The 15834-nt window shown below is 74.6% G+C and carries 16 protein-coding genes; 13 read left to right on the top strand and 3 right to left on the bottom strand.

Features of this window, described 5'->3' with window-relative positions; genetic code table 11:
- The first annotated feature begins 17 nt into the window (after nt 1-17).
- The 6 genes from cutA to accC all read left to right on the top strand — a co-directional run bounded on the left by cutA (nt 18) and on the right by accC (nt 5916).
- Nucleotides 18-368, top strand: a complete 351-nt coding sequence (gene cutA / locus Z164_RS0102585; RefSeq protein ID WP_043689019.1) for a divalent-cation tolerance protein CutA — start codon at nt 18-20, stop codon at nt 366-368.
- On the top strand, nt 368-2707 hold the full coding sequence (locus Z164_RS0102580; protein WP_024889181.1) for a protein-disulfide reductase DsbD family protein: 2340 nt from the start codon (nt 368-370) through the stop codon (nt 2705-2707). The genes cutA and Z164_RS0102580 overlap by 1 nt, the downstream gene beginning before the upstream one ends.
- Entirely contained in the window at nt 2704-3300 is a 597-nt protein-coding gene (locus tag Z164_RS0102575; protein WP_024889180.1) for a TlpA family protein disulfide reductase, read from the top strand. The genes Z164_RS0102580 and Z164_RS0102575 overlap by 4 nt, the downstream gene beginning before the upstream one ends.
- 125 nt (nt 3301-3425) lie before the next feature.
- Nucleotides 3426-3875, top strand: a complete 450-nt coding sequence (aroQ, locus tag Z164_RS0102570; RefSeq protein WP_024889179.1) for a type II 3-dehydroquinate dehydratase — start codon at nt 3426-3428, stop codon at nt 3873-3875.
- A gap of 59 nt (nt 3876-3934) precedes the next feature.
- On the top strand, nt 3935-4417 hold the full coding sequence (gene accB / locus Z164_RS0102565) for an acetyl-CoA carboxylase biotin carboxyl carrier protein (RefSeq protein ID WP_024889178.1): 483 nt from the start codon (nt 3935-3937) through the stop codon (nt 4415-4417).
- A gap of 131 nt (nt 4418-4548) precedes the next feature.
- Nucleotides 4549-5916: an acetyl-CoA carboxylase biotin carboxylase subunit gene (gene accC, locus Z164_RS0102560; protein ID WP_024889177.1), complete on the top strand. Its 1368-nt coding sequence runs from the start codon at nt 4549-4551 to the stop codon at nt 5914-5916.
- 27 nt (nt 5917-5943) lie between these two features.
- On the opposite strand, the gene Z164_RS19865 is transcribed toward accC, so the two are convergent.
- Nucleotides 5944-6393, bottom strand: coding sequence for a hypothetical protein (locus Z164_RS19865; protein ID WP_024889176.1), 450 nt, complete (start codon nt 6391-6393; stop codon nt 5944-5946).
- A complete protein-coding gene (locus tag Z164_RS0102550) occupies nt 6390-7376 on the bottom strand; it encodes a hypothetical protein (protein ID WP_152540841.1) in 987 nt (328 codons plus the stop codon). Before Z164_RS0102550 ends, Z164_RS19865 begins: the two co-directional genes overlap by 4 nt.
- Nucleotides 7377-7583: 207 nt before the next feature.
- On the opposite strand from Z164_RS0102550, the gene prmA reads away from it, so the two are divergent.
- The 5 genes from prmA to purD all read left to right on the top strand — a co-directional run bounded on the left by prmA (nt 7584) and on the right by purD (nt 13045).
- Nucleotides 7584-8507, top strand: coding sequence for a 50S ribosomal protein L11 methyltransferase (prmA, locus tag Z164_RS0102545; RefSeq protein ID WP_024889174.1), 924 nt, complete (start codon nt 7584-7586; stop codon nt 8505-8507).
- A 78-nt stretch (nt 8508-8585) separates the two neighbouring features.
- Entirely contained in the window at nt 8586-9542 is a 957-nt protein-coding gene (locus tag Z164_RS21645; RefSeq protein ID WP_024889173.1) for a DUF3426 domain-containing protein, read from the top strand.
- A 173-nt stretch (nt 9543-9715) separates the two neighbouring features.
- Nucleotides 9716-9997 (top strand): DNA-binding transcriptional regulator Fis, encoded by a 282-nt coding sequence (gene fis / locus Z164_RS0102535; protein WP_024889172.1) that lies wholly within the window; start codon nt 9716-9718, stop codon nt 9995-9997.
- Nucleotides 9998-10085: 88 nt separating this feature from the next.
- Nucleotides 10086-11669 (top strand): bifunctional phosphoribosylaminoimidazolecarboxamide formyltransferase/IMP cyclohydrolase, encoded by a 1584-nt coding sequence (purH, locus tag Z164_RS0102530; protein ID WP_024889171.1) that lies wholly within the window; start codon nt 10086-10088, stop codon nt 11667-11669.
- Nucleotides 11670-11758: 89 nt separating this feature from the next.
- Nucleotides 11759-13045 (top strand): phosphoribosylamine--glycine ligase, encoded by a 1287-nt coding sequence (gene purD, locus Z164_RS0102525; protein ID WP_024889170.1) that lies wholly within the window; start codon nt 11759-11761, stop codon nt 13043-13045.
- Between the two features lie 12 nt (nt 13046-13057).
- On the opposite strand, the gene Z164_RS0102520 is transcribed toward purD, so the two are convergent.
- Nucleotides 13058-14053 carry an aldo/keto reductase gene (locus Z164_RS0102520; RefSeq protein ID WP_024889169.1) on the bottom strand — a complete coding sequence of 332 codons (996 nt, stop codon included), beginning with the start codon at nt 14051-14053 and terminating at the stop codon, nt 13058-13060.
- Between the two features lie 351 nt (nt 14054-14404).
- Between Z164_RS0102520 and Z164_RS0102515 the strand changes: the two genes are divergently transcribed.
- A complete protein-coding gene (locus tag Z164_RS0102515; protein WP_024889168.1) occupies nt 14405-15322 on the top strand; it encodes a LysR family transcriptional regulator in 918 nt (305 codons plus the stop codon).
- Nucleotides 15319-15816, top strand: coding sequence for an acyl-CoA thioesterase (locus Z164_RS0102510; RefSeq protein ID WP_024889167.1), 498 nt, complete (start codon nt 15319-15321; stop codon nt 15814-15816). Before Z164_RS0102515 ends, Z164_RS0102510 begins: the two co-directional genes overlap by 4 nt.
- Nucleotides 15817-15834: the final 18 nt, after the last annotated feature.

Here is a 15834-nt window from a genome sequence, read left to right as displayed (position 1 = left end):
TACCCTATGCCGTCCCCATGCCGCCGTCTCCCGCACCGTTGTCCGCCCTCCTCTGCCTGTCCACCTGCCCCGACGCCGAAACGGCCGGTCGCCTCGCCGAGCGCCTGGTCGCCGAGCGGCTGGCGGCCTGCGTCAGCCTGTTGCCGGGGATCGCGTCCGTCTACCGCTGGGACGGGCGGGTGACGCGCGCCGAGGAGGTGCAGTTGCTGATCAAGACCACGCGGGCGCGGCTGCCCGCCCTGCGCGACCGGCTCCTCGCGCTGCATCCCTACGAGGTGCCCGAGCTGATCGCCTGCGACGCCGCCGACGGCCTGCCCGCCTACCTCGACTGGATCGCCCGCGAGACCGCGCCGGAGGCGGCGGACTGATGCGCCTGCGGCGCTGGGCGACGCGCCTGCTGGCCGCGACCGCGCTGCTGGCCGCCGCCGGCGCGCAGGCGGCGGTCGATTTCGACGACCTGCTGCCGGTCGAGGAGGCCTTCGCGCTGCGCGCCACCGCGCCGACGCGCGAGCGCATCGAGCTGGACTGGACCATCGCCGAGGGCTACTACCTCTACCGCCACCGCATGGGCGCCGAAGGCCCGGGCTTTCCCGCCGACGGCCTGCGCCTGCCCGACGGCGCGCGCCACGTCGACGAGTTCTTCGGCGAGGTCGAGACCTATCGCGGCCGCGTGCGGATGGCGCTGCCGGGCGCGGCGGCCGCCGGCACGGACCGGGTGGTCGTGCGGGTGCGCTATCAGGGCTGCGCGGACGCCGGCATCTGCTACCCGCCGCAGACCCGCGAGGTGAGCGTCGCCCTGCCGGCGGCCGCCGGCGCCGGCGGCCGCGACGGCCTGGCCGCGCTCGGGCGCGCGCTCTCCGGCGGCGGCGGTACCGCCGGCCCGCTGGGGGCGCAGGGCGCGCCGCTGCCGCCGGAGCAGGCGTTCGGCTTCGAGGCGATCGCCGACGGCGGCGACCGCCTGCTGCTGCGCTTCACCCCGGCGCCCGGCTACTACCTCTACCGCGACCGCAGCAGCTTCCAGGTGCGCGGCGACGGCTTCGCCGCCGGCGCCCCGGACTGGCCGCCGGGCAGCGACCATCACGACGAACACTTCGGCGACGTGGTGGTCTACTTCGACCGCATCGACGTGCCGCTGCCGCTGCGCCGCAGCCACGGCGATGCCGGCACGCTGACCCTGACCGCGACCTTCCAGGGCTGCCAGACCGACGGCATCTGCTATCCGCCGATGACGCGCAGCGTCGAGGTCGCCGTCCCGGCCGGCACCCGCCCGGCCGCCGCGCAGGCGGCCGAGGCCCGGGCCGCCGCCGCGGCGACCCCGCCCGCGCCGGCGCTGCCGGACCGGCCCGGGGACGACGCGGCGCCGGCCACCACGCCCGACACGTCGCAGGCGGCGGCCGCGCCGCCCGCGGGGGCGGCCGCCGCCGCCGCGCCCGACGCCTCGGCCGGCAACGCCGGGCGCAGCCTGCCGCCGGCCGCGCCCGCCGCCGCGGCCGGCGCCGGCACCCTGGCCGGCGCGCTGCTGCTGGCGCTGCTGGGCGGCGTGCTGCTCAACCTGATGCCCTGCGTGCTGCCGATCCTGTCGCTGAAGGTGGTCGGGCTGGCGCAGAGCGGCGGCAGCCGCGCCAGCGCGCGCCGGCACGCCGTCTGGTACACCGCCGGCGTGGTGACGGCGTTCGCCGCGGTCGGCCTGCTGGCGGTGGCGCTGCGCGCGACCGGGCAGGCGCTGGGCTGGGGCTTCCAGCTGCAGCAGCCGTGGTTCGTCGCCGCCCTGGCCTACCTGGTGTTCGCGGTCGGGCTGGCGCTGTCGGGCGTCTACACCCTGGGCGGTGCGGTCGGCGGCATCGGCGGCTCGCTCGGCGCGCGCTCGGGCCCGGCCGGGGACTTCTTCACCGGCGTGCTGGCCTGCGTGGTCGCCAGCCCCTGCATCGCGCCGTTCATGGGCGGCGCGCTGGCGTTCGCCTTCGCCAGCTCCACCGCCGCCGCGCTGGGCGTGTTCGTCGCCCTGGGCCTGGGCCTGGCGCTGCCGTTCCTGCTGATCGGCTTCGTCCCGGCGCTGGGCGAGCGGCTGCCGCGCCCCGGCGCCTGGATGGAGACGCTGAAGCAGGCGATGGCCTTCCCGATGTACCTCACCGTGGCCTGGCTGCTGTGGGTGCTGGGGCGCCAGCGCGGGGTGGACGCGATGGCGCTGGCGATCGCGGGGCTGGCGGTGTTCGCCCTGGCACTGTGGTGGCACGAGCGCCGCCGCTGGACCGGCGGGCGCCTCGGCCGCGCGCTGGCGCTGGCGCTGGCGCTGGCCTCGCTGTGGCCGGTGCTGGCGGTCGGTCGCCTGGCGCCGCCGGCGCCGGCCGCGGCGCCGGCGACCGGCGGCGCGCAGCCCTACTCCGCGCAGCGGTTGCAGGCGCTGCGCGAGGCCGGCACCCCGGTCTTCGTCAACATGACCGCCGACTGGTGCGTGACCTGCAAGGCCAACGAGCGCCGGGTGCTGGCGGGCGCGGCCTTCCGCGCCGCGCTGGAGGCCGCCGGCGCCGAATACCTGGTGGGCGACTGGACCCACACCGATCCCGAGATCACCGCGTTCCTGGAAGCCCACCGCGCGGTCGGCGTGCCGCTGTACGTCGTGTACTCGCGCAGCGGGCAGGCCGAGATCCTGCCGACGGTGCTGACCGAAGCCACGGTGGAGGCCGCGCTGCGGCGGGCGGCGCAGTGAAGGCCTGGGTGGTGGTCGCGGTCGCGATCGGCGCCGGCCTGCTCGGTCTCGGCGCCAGCCTGCTGACCCGCGGCCCCGGCCCGCTGCTGGGCACCGAGACCGGCCAGCGCCTGGCCCAGGACGCGATGCGCGCCGCCGCCCCGGCCGCCCCCGAGGGCGTGGCGACGGCCCGCCGCGGCGCGCCGGTGCCCGCCTTCACGGTGGCGGGACTCGACGGCGCGTCGGTGGCGGTGCCCGGCGAGCTGGGCGGCCGCCCGCTGCTGGTCAACCTGTGGGCGAGCTGGTGCGCGCCGTGCATCGAGGAAATGCCGGAACTGGACCGCTACGCCCGCGAACAGGGCCCCGGCGGCACCCAGGTGCTCGGCATCGCGCTCGACGACGCCGAGGCCGTGCGCGCGTTCCTGGCGCGGGTCCCGGTGAGCTACCCGATCGCGCTCGACGCGGCCGGCCCGGCCGACGCCGGGGTGCGCCTGGGCAACCCGCGCGGGGTGCTGCCCTACTCGGTGCTGATTTCCGCCGACGGCCGCATGCTCAAGGCCCGTATCGGCCCGTTCGCCGCCGGCGAGATCGACGCCTGGGCGGGCGCCCGGTAACGGCGCACCCGCCCCACCATACGCGGGCGACTGGGAACCACCGACCAACTTCGCCCAAGTTCGGCGAACTGGACAGCAATAGCCGCATGCAGCAGACTGCGCGCCTCGCTCGTCCGACCTCCCGCATGGCCCGCCTGCTGCTGCTCCACGGCCCCAACCTGAACCTGCTCGGCAGCCGCGAGCCGGAGATCTACGGCCGCGCCACGCTGGCCGAGATCGACGCCGGCCTGCGGCGCACCGCGGAGGCCGCGGGGCACCGGCTGGACAGCCTGCAGGCCAATGCCGAGCACGTGCTGGTGGAACGCGTGCAGGCCGCGCGCGAGGACGGCACCGCCTTCATCCTCATCAATCCCGCCGCGTTCACCCACACCTCGGTGGCGCTGCGCGATGCGCTGGCCGCGGTCGCGATCCCGTTCATCGAGATCCACCTGTCCAACCCGCACGCCCGCGAGCCCTTCCGCCGCCACAGCTACTTCAGCGACCACGCCGTCGGCGTGGTCTGCGGCTTCGGCGCCGACAGCTACCGCTACGCGCTCGACGCGGCGCTGCGGCGGCTGGACGCGCCCGCGCCTTGAGCCCGCGCCGCCGCGCGCGCCTGCCGCATCCCTCTCAACGTCCACGCCCAGAGGCCGCCATGGATCTCCGCAAAATCAAGAAGCTCATCGACTTGCTCGAGGAGTCCAACCTTTCCGAGATCGAGATCAAGGAGGGCGAGGAATCCGTCCGCCTGTCGCGCAACCCGGTCGGCGCGATCGCCTACGCCCCGGCGCCCGCCGCGGCCCCGCCCGCGCGCGCGGCCGAGCCGGTGATGCCGATGAGCTCGCCGGTCGAGGCCGCCACCGGCGGCCGCACCGCCGAGCCCGCCGGCCCCGCGATCCCCGACGGCCACGTCGTGCTCTCGCCGATGGTCGGCACCTTCTACGCCTCCCCCGCCCCGGACAAGCCCGCCTTCGTCTCCGTCGGCCAGACGGTCAAGGTCGGCGACACCCTGGGCATCATCGAGGCGATGAAGATGTTCAACCCGATCGAGGCCGACGCCGCCGGCACCGTGCTCGCGATCCTGTGCGAGAACGGGCAGCCGGTGGAGTTCGATCAACCCTTGTTCGTGATTGGCTGAGGACTAGGGGCCAGGGGTCGGGGACCAGGGGCCAGGGAAAAGCAAAGCGCAGCAACTGCCGCTTTTCTCTGACCTCTGGCCTCTGACCCCCGGCCCCTGGCCACCAACACACCACTCCGGAATCGTCCTTCATGCTTGACAAAGTCGTCATCGCCAACCGTGGCGAAATCGCCCTGCGCATCCTGCGGGCCTGCCATGCGCTGGGCATCCGCACGGTGGCGGTGCATTCCACCGTCGACCGCAACCTCAAGCACGTGGCCATGGCCGACGAGTCGGTCTGCATCGGCCCGCCGCCGTCCAACCGCAGCTACCTCGACATGCCGGCGATCATCGCCGCGGCCGAGGTCACCGATGCGCAGGCCATCCACCCCGGCTACGGTTTCCTGTCCGAGAACGCCGATTTCGCCGAGCGCGTGGAGCAGTCGGGCTTCGTCTTCATCGGCCCCAAGGCCGAGACCATCCGCCTGATGGGCGACAAGGTCGAGGCGATCCGTGCGATGAAGGAGGCCGGGGTGCCCTGCGTGCCCGGCTCCGGCGGCCCGCTCGGCGACGACGCGGCGACCAACGTCAAGATCGCCCGCGAGATCGGCTACCCGGTCATCGTCAAGGCCGCCGGCGGCGGCGGCGGGCGCGGCATGCGCGTGGTGCAGACCGAGGCGGCGCTGGCCAACGCCATCGCCACCACCAAGCAGGAGGCCAAGGCCGCGTTCGGCAACGACATGGTCTACATGGAGAAGTTCCTGGAGAACCCGCGCCACGTGGAGATCCAGGTGCTGGCCGACGGCCAGGGCAACGCGATCCACCTGGGCGAGCGCGACTGCTCGATGCAGCGCCGCCACCAGAAGGTGGTGGAGGAAGCGCCGGCGCCGGGGATCACCCCGGAACAGCGCGCGCAGATCGGCCAGGTCTGCGTGGAGGCCTGCCTGCGCATCGGCTATCGCGGCGCCGGCACCTTCGAGTTCCTGTACGAGAACGGGCGCTTCTATTTCATCGAGATGAACACCCGCATCCAGGTCGAGCACCCGGTCACCGAGATGGTCACCGGCATCGACCTGATCCGCGAGCAGCTGCTGATCGCCGCCGGGCAGAAGCTGTCGATCCGGCAGGAGGACGTGGTGCTGCGCGGGCATGCGATCGAGTGCCGCATCAACGCCGAGGACCCGGAGACCTTCCTGCCCTCGCCCGGACTGATCCAGCACTTCCACGCCCCGGGCGGCCCCGGCGTGCGGGTCGATTCGCACGTCTACGAGGGCTACCGGGTGCCGTCGAACTACGACTCGATGATCGGCAAGCTGATCGTGCACGGCGCCGACCGCGAGCAGGCGATCTGCCGGATGCGGGTGGCGCTGTCGGAGATGGTGATCGACGGCATCAGGACCAACATCCCGCTGCAGGCGCGGATCATGCGCGACAAGGGCTTCCAGACCGGCGGCCAGAACATCCACTACCTGGAGAAGCGCCTGGCCGAGCGCCGCGAGAAGCCGCTGGCGATCGGCTGACGGCAGCGCGCGCCGGGCGCCGGCGCGCTACCGCGGTTGCTGCTGTTGCGGCGCTCCGCGCGCCGGCTCGGCGGACACCGGCAGCAGCTGCAGCTGGCCGGAGGGCGGGACGTCGTCGGGCGCCGGGCGCTGCGTGCCGGGGATCGGGCGGATGCCGGTGCTGGAGGCCTGGCTGACCACCATCACGTACTCGCTGGAGCCGTCGGGCCAGATCACCTTGAAGGTGCTGCCCGGCGGCAGGGTGGCGAACGGCGCGCCGCTCTGCGCGCGATAGACCGCGGCGATCTGCGCCGCGCCCAGCCGGCGGATCTCGTCGGGCGAGTCCACCGTGGTCTGCGCCACCTGCGACAGCTCGCGGTAGTTGTCGCTGATCGCGTCGATCATCACCCCGGCCGCGGTCACCGAGTACACGGCGAACGCCCCGATCCAGAACACCCGCCGCAGCTTGCGCGGCCACCTGCTGCCTGTCTGCCTCATCGCTCCGTCCTCTCCGACCCGCCCTGCAACAGCGCGTCGACCATGCGCCCGACCACCTCCGCCCCCTGCCGCGGAACGGCGGCGTCGTACACGAAACTCTCGAAATCCTGCGCCGGATCCTGCGAACAGATGCCGCCGTCGGCGCAGTACGTCGTCATCAGCGCGCTGTCCGGGCCGCAATCGAGCCCGGCGCGGCAGCCGGCGATCCGCCAGGCCAGCTCCGCGAACTGGGTGCCCGCGACCAGGCCGTCGTAGGCGCGGTCGCCGCTGGCGGCCACGCCCATGCCCGACGACAGCGCCGAGATCGCATCCGGATCGCCCGAATCGCGCACGCGCCGGGCCAGGTCGCGCCGGTAGGCCGGGCTGTCCTCCAGCGGCGCGCCCATCGCCAGCAGGCTGGCCTCGGCGGCGAGATGCCCGGCCTCGGCGGCCGCCTGGCGCTGGCGCAGGATGCTCGAGACGGTGATCGCATCGGTCGCCGCGAACCCCTGGCAACGCTGGGCGACGCGGCCGCGCGAGCGCGACATGGCGGTGGCCCCCGGCACGCCGAGCCCGTCCAGCAGCGCGCTGTCGCGCGCATAGCCGGCCGGCGAGGCGGCGAAGCCCGCGCAGTAGTCGTGGATGCGGCTGAGCGTCCACAGCGCCTCCGGATCGCCGGCCTGCGCCGCCGGCGCCAGGACGCGCGAGAGCGCGTGCAGATCGGGATCGCGCTCGAAGGCCTGCCGCAGCGCCTCGGAACGGCCGGCGGCCGGCATCGCCAGCCGGCGGCGCGCCGCGACCTCGCCGGGCGCGTCCGGCGCCGCGGCCGCCGTGGCGGGCGGGGCCGGCGACGCGGTCGCCGCAGGCGCCTCGGCGACCGCCGCCACGGGCGCCGGGGCCAGGCGCGCCGCGCCGGTATCGCCCAGGGCCTGCACGCGCAGCCAGACGGCCGCGCCCGCCAGGGCCAGCACCGCCACCGCCGCGATCCGTACCATGCCGGTCATGCCTGCATCGGATGCGCGGCCGCCCTTGAGCGCGATGCCGCCCATCAGCACGTTCCGCCGCGCATCGTCCTCGCCTCCTCGCTCGCCCCGCGCGCGCCGCGCGCCGGGCCCTCGCGCGGCATGGTACGCCATCGCGCGGCCGTCGGCGCCCTTTACCCCGGCCCGGGCCGGGCCCAAGATGCCGGCCCCGCCGCCGGACCGCGCCCCATGCCCTATCTCGAGCTCTCCCTGACCTGCACCGAGGACGAACAGCCGCGCTACGAGCGCGCGCTCGAGGACGTCGGCGCGCTGGCGGTCACCCTGCTGGATGCCGACGCCGACAGCGGCCACGAACGCGCGATCCTGGAGCCCGGGGTCGGCGAGACGCCGCTGTGGCGGACGCTGGTGCTCAATGCCCTGTTCCCGCACGACGCCGACCCGCTGCTGCTGCTGGCCTCGCTGGACGCGTTCGACCCGGCGCTGGACTGGAGCCGCGCCGCGTTCCGCAAGGTCGAGGACCAGGACTGGGCGCGCGCCTGGATGGACCAGTACGCGCCGCTGCGTTTCGGCGAGCGCACCTGGATCGTGCCCTGGAACTGCGAGCTGCCCGAGGGCGCCGACAGCGCCGAGGCCGCGGTGGTGCGGCTCGACCCCGGCCTCGCGTTCGGCTCCGGCACCCACCCGACCACCGCGCTGTGCCTGCAGTGGCTGGACGGCCTGGCCGCGCGCGGCGAACTGCAGGACCGCGCGGTGCTCGACTACGGCTGCGGCAGCGGCATCCTGGCGCTGGCGGCGCTGAAGCTCGGCGCGTCGCGCGCGCTGGGCATCGACAACGATCCGCAGGCGCTGGCGGCGAGCCTGGACAACGCCGCGCGCAACGCCGTCGGCGAGCGGCTGACGGTCTCGCTGCCCGCGGAGGCGCCCGCCGGCGCCTACCCGGTGGTGGTGGCCAACATCCTCGCCGCCGCCCTCGATGCGCTGGCCGAGACGATCGCCGCGCGCGTGGCGCCCGGCGGGCGGCTGGCGCTGTCCGGCATCCTGGACGGCCAGCAGGAGGAACTGCTGCGACGCTACCGGCCCTGGTTCGAGGCGCTGGCCGTCGCCCACGAAGGTGACTGGGTTCGCATCGAGGGCGTGCGCCGGCGTGATTGAATAGCGTCCTCGCGCCGCCGGGCGCCTCGCGGAGATCGCGAGCTTCCGCCGCCGGCCGCGCCGCAGGGGGATCGCGCGATGTTCGTCAACTGCCCGGGCTGCAGCGCCCTGGTCGCCACCGACCTGGTCACCGACCTGCCGCCGGAGCGCTGCCCGTACTGCAGCCACGCGCTGCGCGCGGCGGCGCCCGCCGCCGGGAGCGCGCCGCCGGCGCGATCGCCGCCGGAGACGCCCGCGCCGGCGCCCCCCATCGCCTCGCCCGGCGCGCCCGGGCCGCGCTTCGTGCCGCTGCGCGCCCGGCCGGCCACGGCCGAGGCGCCGGCACCGCAGCCGACCGCGACGCCGCGCCCCATCCTCGCCCCCGCCCCGGCGGCGAAGGCCACGGACGCGCAGGCGCCTCGCCCCGCGCCCGCGCCGCCTGCCGCAGGCGCGCACGCGGCGGGAAACGCCGCGACGCCGCCGCCCCCCGGCCCCGTGCCTCCCCCATCGCCGCGCCCTGTCGCCGCGCCGACGCCCGCACGGTCCGCGCCGAGCTTCCTGCGGCCGCGCGGCGGCACCGCGCCCGCGGCGCCGCGCGAGCGGCTGGCGATGGCGATCGCGATCCCGCTGCTGCTGCTCGCGCTCGGCACGCAGTTGCTGCTGGCCGACCGTGCGCGGCTGGCCGCGGACCCGGCCTGGCGGCCGTGGGTCGCGGCGGCCTGCACGGTCGCCCGCTGCACGTTGCCGGCCTGGCGCGAGCCCGGCGCCATCGCGCTGCTGCAGCGCGACGTGCGCCCGCACCCCGATCGCCCCGGGCAGTTGCGGGTGGCCGCCACGCTGCGCAACGACGCCGCGCGCGCGCAGGCCTGGCCGATGCTGTCGCTCACCCTGTCCGATGCCGAGGGCCGGCCGCTGGCCGCGCGCTGGTTCGCGCCGGAGGAATACCGTCCGGCCGGTGCGCCCGACACCCTGGCGCCGGGCCAGAGCGCCCGCGTCGGTTTCGACATCGTGGAGCCGTCGCCGCACGCGGTCGCATTCAACTTCGACTTCGGCTGACGCCGGCCGGCGCGCAGCGCGAACGCCGCGCCCCCCGACGTTCCTGGGGTCCGCACGCGCTTGGACTGCGTCGGGCCGCGCGCTAGACTCGCTCCCCCCGTCACGGGTCCGCACGCCGGGGAGGCGGTGGCGACCCGGCGCCGGGCCGCCGTCATGTCTCCGCGGGAAGGACCTTGAACGCCGCCGAACGCTCCGATCCGCCTACGCGCGCCAGCCAGCGCACGCCGCTGCGCGACCACGTCGCCAATTCGGTGCGCCGCTACATCGGCGATCTCAACGGCAGCGGCGCCAGCAACCTGTACGAGGTCGCGCTGCGCGAGCTCGAGATCCCGCTGTTCGTGGAAGTGCTCAACCACTGCGAGGGCAACCAGAGCCGCGCCGCGGCGATGCTGGGCATCCACCGCGCCACCCTGCGCAAGAAGCTGCGCGACTACGGGCTGACCGCGCCCGAGTAGGCGTGCGCGCGGCGTCGGCCGCGCGCGATTCCGTGCCTCGGCGGACGCGCCGCTACAATACGGCCCCGCCCGCTGCCCGCGTCTGCCGATGTCCGCCGATCTCCTGCCCGTGCGCCGGGCGCTGCTTTCCGTTTCCGACAAGACCGGCCTGGTCGACCTCGCCCGCGCGCTGGCCGCGCACGGCGTCGAGCTGCTGTCCACCGGCGGCACCGCGCGGGCGATCCGCGAGGCCGGGCTGGCGGTGACCGACGTCGCCGAGGCCACCGGCTTCCCGGAAATGATGGACGGCCGGGTCAAGACCCTGCACCCGGTCGTGCACGGCGGCCTGCTCGGCCGCGCCGGCGTGGACGACGCAGTGATGGCCGAGCACGGCATCGCACCGATCGACCTGCTGGTGCTCAACCTCTATCCGTTCGAGGACGTCACCGCGCGCGCCGACTGCACCCTCGCCGAGGCGGTGGAGAACATCGACATCGGCGGCCCGGCGATGCTGCGCTCGGCGGCGAAGAACTTCGCCCGCGTCGCGGTGGCGACCTCGCCGGCGCAGTACGCCGGACTGCTCGAGGAGCTGGCGGCGAACGGCGGCAAGCTGTCGGCGGCCACGCGTTTCGCGCTGTCGGTGGCCGCGTTCAACCGCGTCGCCCAGTACGATGCGGCGATCGGCAACTACCTGTCGGCCGTCGCCGATCCTTCGGCCGACGTGCCCGAGCGCGCGCGCTTCCCGGCGCAGATGAACTCGACCTTCGTGAAGGTCATGGACCTGCGCTACGGCGAGAACCCGCACCAGGCCGCGGCGTTCTATCGCGACCTGTACCCGACCCCCGGCACGCTGGCGACCTTCGCCCAGTTGCAGGGCAAGGAACTCTCGTTCAACAACATCGCCGACGCCGACGCGGCCTGGGAATGCGTGCGCCAGTTCGACGCGCCGGCCTGCGTCATCGTCAAGCACGCCAACCCCTGCGGCGTGGCGGTGGGCGTGGCCTGCGGCGATGCCTACGAGCTGGCCTACGCCACCGACCCGACCAGCGCCTTCGGCGGCATCATCGCCTTCAACCGCCCCCTCGACGGCGCCACCGCGCAGGCGATCCTCGACCGCCAGTTCGTCGAGGTACTGATCGCCCCGGACTACGCGCCCGAGGCGCTCGCCTGCGCGAAGAAGAAGGCCAACGTGCGCGTGCTGCGCATCCCGGCCGGCGACGGCGCCTACGGCATCGACAGCCGGCGCGTCGGCTCCGGCCTGCTGCTGCAGACCCCCGACGCGCGCACGGTCGGCCGCGACGAGCTGAAGGTGGTCACCGCGCGCGCGCCCGACGAGGCGCAGATCGCCGACCTGCTGTTCGCGTGGAAGGTGGCCAAGTACGTCAAGTCCAACGCCATCGTCTACGCCAAGGACCAGCGCACCATCGGCGTCGGCGCCGGGCAGATGAGCCGCGTCTATTCGGCGCGCATCGCCGGGATCAAGGCCGCCGACGCGCACCTGCGCGTGGAAGGCTCGGTGATGGCCAGCGACGCCTTCTTCCCGTTCCGCGACGGCATCGACGCCGCCGCCGAGGCCGGCATCCAGGCGGTGATCCAGCCCGGCGGCTCGATGCGCGACGCCGAGGTGATCGCCGCCGCCGACGAGCACGGCATCGCGATGGTGTTCACCGGCGTGCGCCACTTCCGGCATTGATCCCGGCTGCGCCGGCATCCTTCCCGAAGTTCGCTGCACACACTACGGGCCCCGGCCTGGCGCTCCCAGCCCCCTTCGGAGATCTCGCTATGAAAGTATTGGTCATCGGTTCCGGCGGCCGCGAGCACGCGCTGGCCTGGAAGCTGGCGCAGTCGCCGCGGGTGGACGAGGTGATCGTCGCGCCCGGCAACGCCGGCACCGCCAGCGAGTCCGGCTGCCGCAACGCGTCCGTGGACGCCGCCGATCTCGACGGCCTGCTGGCGCTGGCGCGCCGCGAGGGCGTGGCGTTCACCGTGGTCGGCCCCGAGGCGCCGCTGGTGGCCGGCGTGGTGGACCGCTTCCGCGCGGTCGGCCTGCGCATCTTCGGCCCGAGCGCCGCGGCCGCGCAGCTGGAAGGCAGCAAGGCCTTCGCCAAGGACTTCCTGGCCCGCCACGGCATCCCCACCGCGCACTACGCGGTGCACACCCGGGCCGACGAGGCGCTGCAGTACGTGCGCCAGCGCGGCGCGCCGATCGTGATCAAGGCCGACGGCCTGGCCGCGGGCAAGGGCGTGATCGTCGCCGCCACCCTGGCCGAGGCCGAGGCCGCCATCCGCGACATGCTGGCCGACCACGCCTTCGGCGCCGCCGGCGCGCGGGTGGTGATCGAGGAGTTCCTGGACGGCGAGGAAGCCAGCTTCATCGCCATGGTCGATGGCCGCACCGCGCTGCCGATGGCCACCAGCCAGGACCACAAGCGCGTGGGCGACGGCGACACCGGCCCCAACACCGGCGGCATGGGCGCCTACTCGCCGGCCCCCGTGGTCACCCCCGAGGTGCACGAGCGCATCCTGCGCGAGGTGATCGAGCCCACCGTGGCCGGCATGGCCGCCGACGGCATTCCGTTCACGGGCTTCCTCTACGCCGGGCTGATGATCGACCGCAGCGGCGCGCCGAAGGTGATCGAGTTCAACGTCCGCTTCGGCGACCCGGAGACGCAGCCGATCATGCTGCGCCTGCAGTCGGACCTAGCCGACCTGGTGGACGCGGCGATCGACGGCCGCCTGCACGAGGTGGAGGCGCAGTGGGACCCGCGCCCCTCGCTGGGGGTGGTGATGGCCGCCGAGGGCTACCCGGCCCGGCCGCGGCTGGGCGATGCCATCAACACCTGGGACGTGCCCGAGCCGGACCGCACCCGGGTCTTCCACGCCGGCACCCGCCTCGAAGGCGGCCAGGTGGTCACCGCCGGCGGCCGCGTGCTGTGCGTGTGCGCGCTGGGCGACAGCGTGGCCGACGCCCAGCGCCGCGCCTACGCCGCGGTCGCCGGCATTTCCTGGCCCGGCGAGTTCCACCGCCGCGACATCGGCTGGCGTGCGATCGGGCGCGAGCGGGGCTGAGCCCCGACCGGGTCAGCGGTTCACCATGCCCATCTGCTCGCGGGTGTAGCGGGTGCCGGCGGCGGCGTCGGGCGGGAAGATCGCGTCGATGCGGTCGAGCTCGTCGCGGGTCAGCCGGACGTCGAGCGCGCCGAGGTTCTCGTCGAGGTAGCGGATGCGCTTGGTGCCGGGGATCGGCACCAGGTCCTCGCCCTGCGCCAGCACCCACGCCAGCGCGAGCTGGCCGGGGGCGACGCCGCGGTCCTGCGCGAGGGCCCGCACCTGCTCGACCAGGGCGAGGTTGCGGGCGAAGTTCTCGCCCTGGAAACGCGGCGAGTGGCGGCGGTAGTCGTCGGGCTCGAAGTCGTCGGGGCTGCGGATCGCGCCGGTCAGGAACCCGCGGCCGAGCGGCGAGTACGGCACGAAGCCGATGCCGAGCTCGCGGCAGGCGTCGAGGGTGCCGTCGGTTTCGGGATCGCGCGACCACAGCGAGTATTCGCTCTGCAGCGCGGTGATGGGATGCACGGCGTGGGCGCGGCGCAGGGTCTCGGCGGAGGCTTCCGACAGGCCGAGATGGCGCACCTTGCCCTGCTCCACCAGCCGCGCCATCGCGCCCACGGTGTCCTCGATCGGCACCTGCGGATCGACCCGGTGCTGGTAGTAGAGGTCGATGGTCTCCACGTCCAGCCGCCGCAGGCTGGCCTCGCAGGCGGCGGCGACGTACTCCGGCCGGCCGTCGACGCCGCGCGCGTGCGGATCGTCCGGATCGAGCCGGATGCCGAACTTGGTGGCCAGGAACACCTCGTCGCGGCGGCCGGCGATCGCGCGGCCGACCAGCACCTCGTTGGTGTGCGGGCCGTACATGTCGGCGGTGTCGAGGAAGTTCACGCCGGCGTCCAGCGCGTGGTGGATCACCGCGATCGATTCGGCGTCGCTCTCGCGGCCGCCGTAGAAGGCGCTCATGCCCATGCAGCCGAGGCCGAGGGCGGAAACCTGGGGGCCGTTGCGGCCGAGGGTACGGGTCTGCATCGTGCATGTCTCCTTGGGGGAAAGAACGGAACGGGGGATACGCGCATGGCGCGCGGAGGAACGCGGCGCGCGGCGGTCGAGGGCGACGATGCGACACCCGGCCGGCGCGGGGACGGAGGGGACAGGGGGCGGGTCGGCGTCCGGGGCGGCCTTCGTCCTCTTCATCCGGCGAAGGCGCCACTCTAGGGCCCTGGCCCGTCGCGAAAAATCCCCGGATCCGACATCGCGTCTGAAGCCGTGCTGCACAATCCCGGGCGCGAACGCGGCGTCGGGAGGTCGCAGCGGCGACCGGCGCCGGTTCGCTATGCTGCGAAACCCACCCCAGCCGACGGGCCGCGCCCGCCCCGCAGCATGGACACCCGCCCCCTGGGCGCCGTGGCGGCATTCGCCCGCGTCGCCCACCACGGCAGCTTCACCCGCGCCGCGGCCGAACTCGGCGTCTCGCCGTCGGCGCTGTCGCAGACGGTGCGCGCGCTCGAGCGCGAACTGGGCGTGCGCCTGCTCAACCGCACCACCCGGCGCGTGGCGTTGACCGAGCACGGCGCACGCTTCCTCGACCGCGTGCTGCCGGGGCTGGCGCAGATCGAAGACGCCTTCGACGACCTCGATTCCGCGCGCGGCACGCCCAGCGGCCTGCTGCGCATCAATCTCGCCCAGGCCGTGGCGACACGGCTGGTGCTGCCGCGGCTGGCGGCGTTCCAGGCGCGCTACCCGCGGATCGCGCTGGAGCTGTACGCCGACGACGGCCTGGCCGACCTGGTCGGCGGCGGCTTCGATGCCGGCATCCGGCTGGGCGAATGCCTGGCGCGCGACATGGTGGCGCTGCCGATCGGGCCGCCGCAGGAACTGGCCGTGGTCGCCTCGCCGGACTGGCTGGCGCGGCACCCGGCGCCGCGCACGCCGCAGGCGCTCGCCGGGCTGGAGTGCGTGCGCTTCCGCCGCATGGGCAGCGGGCGCATCCACCCCTGGGAGTTCACCCAGGACGGGCGCGACATCGGCGTCGAGGTGAGCGGGCGGCTGATCGTCAACAACGGCGCGCTGGCCCGGGAGGCGGCGCTGGCCGGGCTGGCGCTGGCGCAGCCGCTGCTGCTGGAGGTCGAGGAGGACCTCGCCGCCGGCCGGCTGGTGCGGCTGCTGCAGGACTACACGCCGCCGTTCGAGGGGCTCTACGTCTACTATCCCGCCCGCGAGCACCTGCCGCCGAAGCTGCGCGCATTCGTCGATTTCCTGCGCGCGCCCTCCCCGCCCGAACCGGTCGCCACGCCATGATCCCAGGCAACGCCCAGCTCACCATGTCGCTGCTGATGACGCCCGACATGGCCAACTTCTCCGGCAACGTCCACGGCGGCACCCTGCTCAAGACGCTCGACGAGGTGGCCTACGCGTGCGCCAGCCGCTACGCCGGCCGCTACGTGGTCACCCTGTCGGTGGACCAGGTGACCTTCCGCGAGCCGGTCCACGTCGGCGAGCTGGTCACCTTCCTCGCCTCGGTCAACTACACCGGGCGCACCTCGATGGAGGTCGGGATCAAGGTGGTCACCGAGGACATCCGCGCCCGCGCGGTGCGGCATACCAACAGCTGCTTCTTCACCATGGTCGCGGTGGACGAACAGGGCCGGCCGACGCCGGTCCCGCCCCGAGAGCCGCGCACCGCCGAGGAGCGGCGGCGTTTCGAGCAGGGCCGGCAGCGTCGCGAGATCCGCCAGGAACTGGAACGCCGCTACCTCGCCATGCGCGCGGTCGCGACCGAGCCGACCGAATAGGCCGGCCGTTGCGCGCGC

The sequence above is a fragment of the Luteimonas huabeiensis HB2 genome, assembly GCF_000559025.1.
Classification (GTDB): domain Bacteria; phylum Pseudomonadota; class Gammaproteobacteria; order Xanthomonadales; family Xanthomonadaceae; genus Luteimonas; species Luteimonas huabeiensis.
This window is presented reverse-complemented; position numbering and strand designations above follow the sequence as displayed.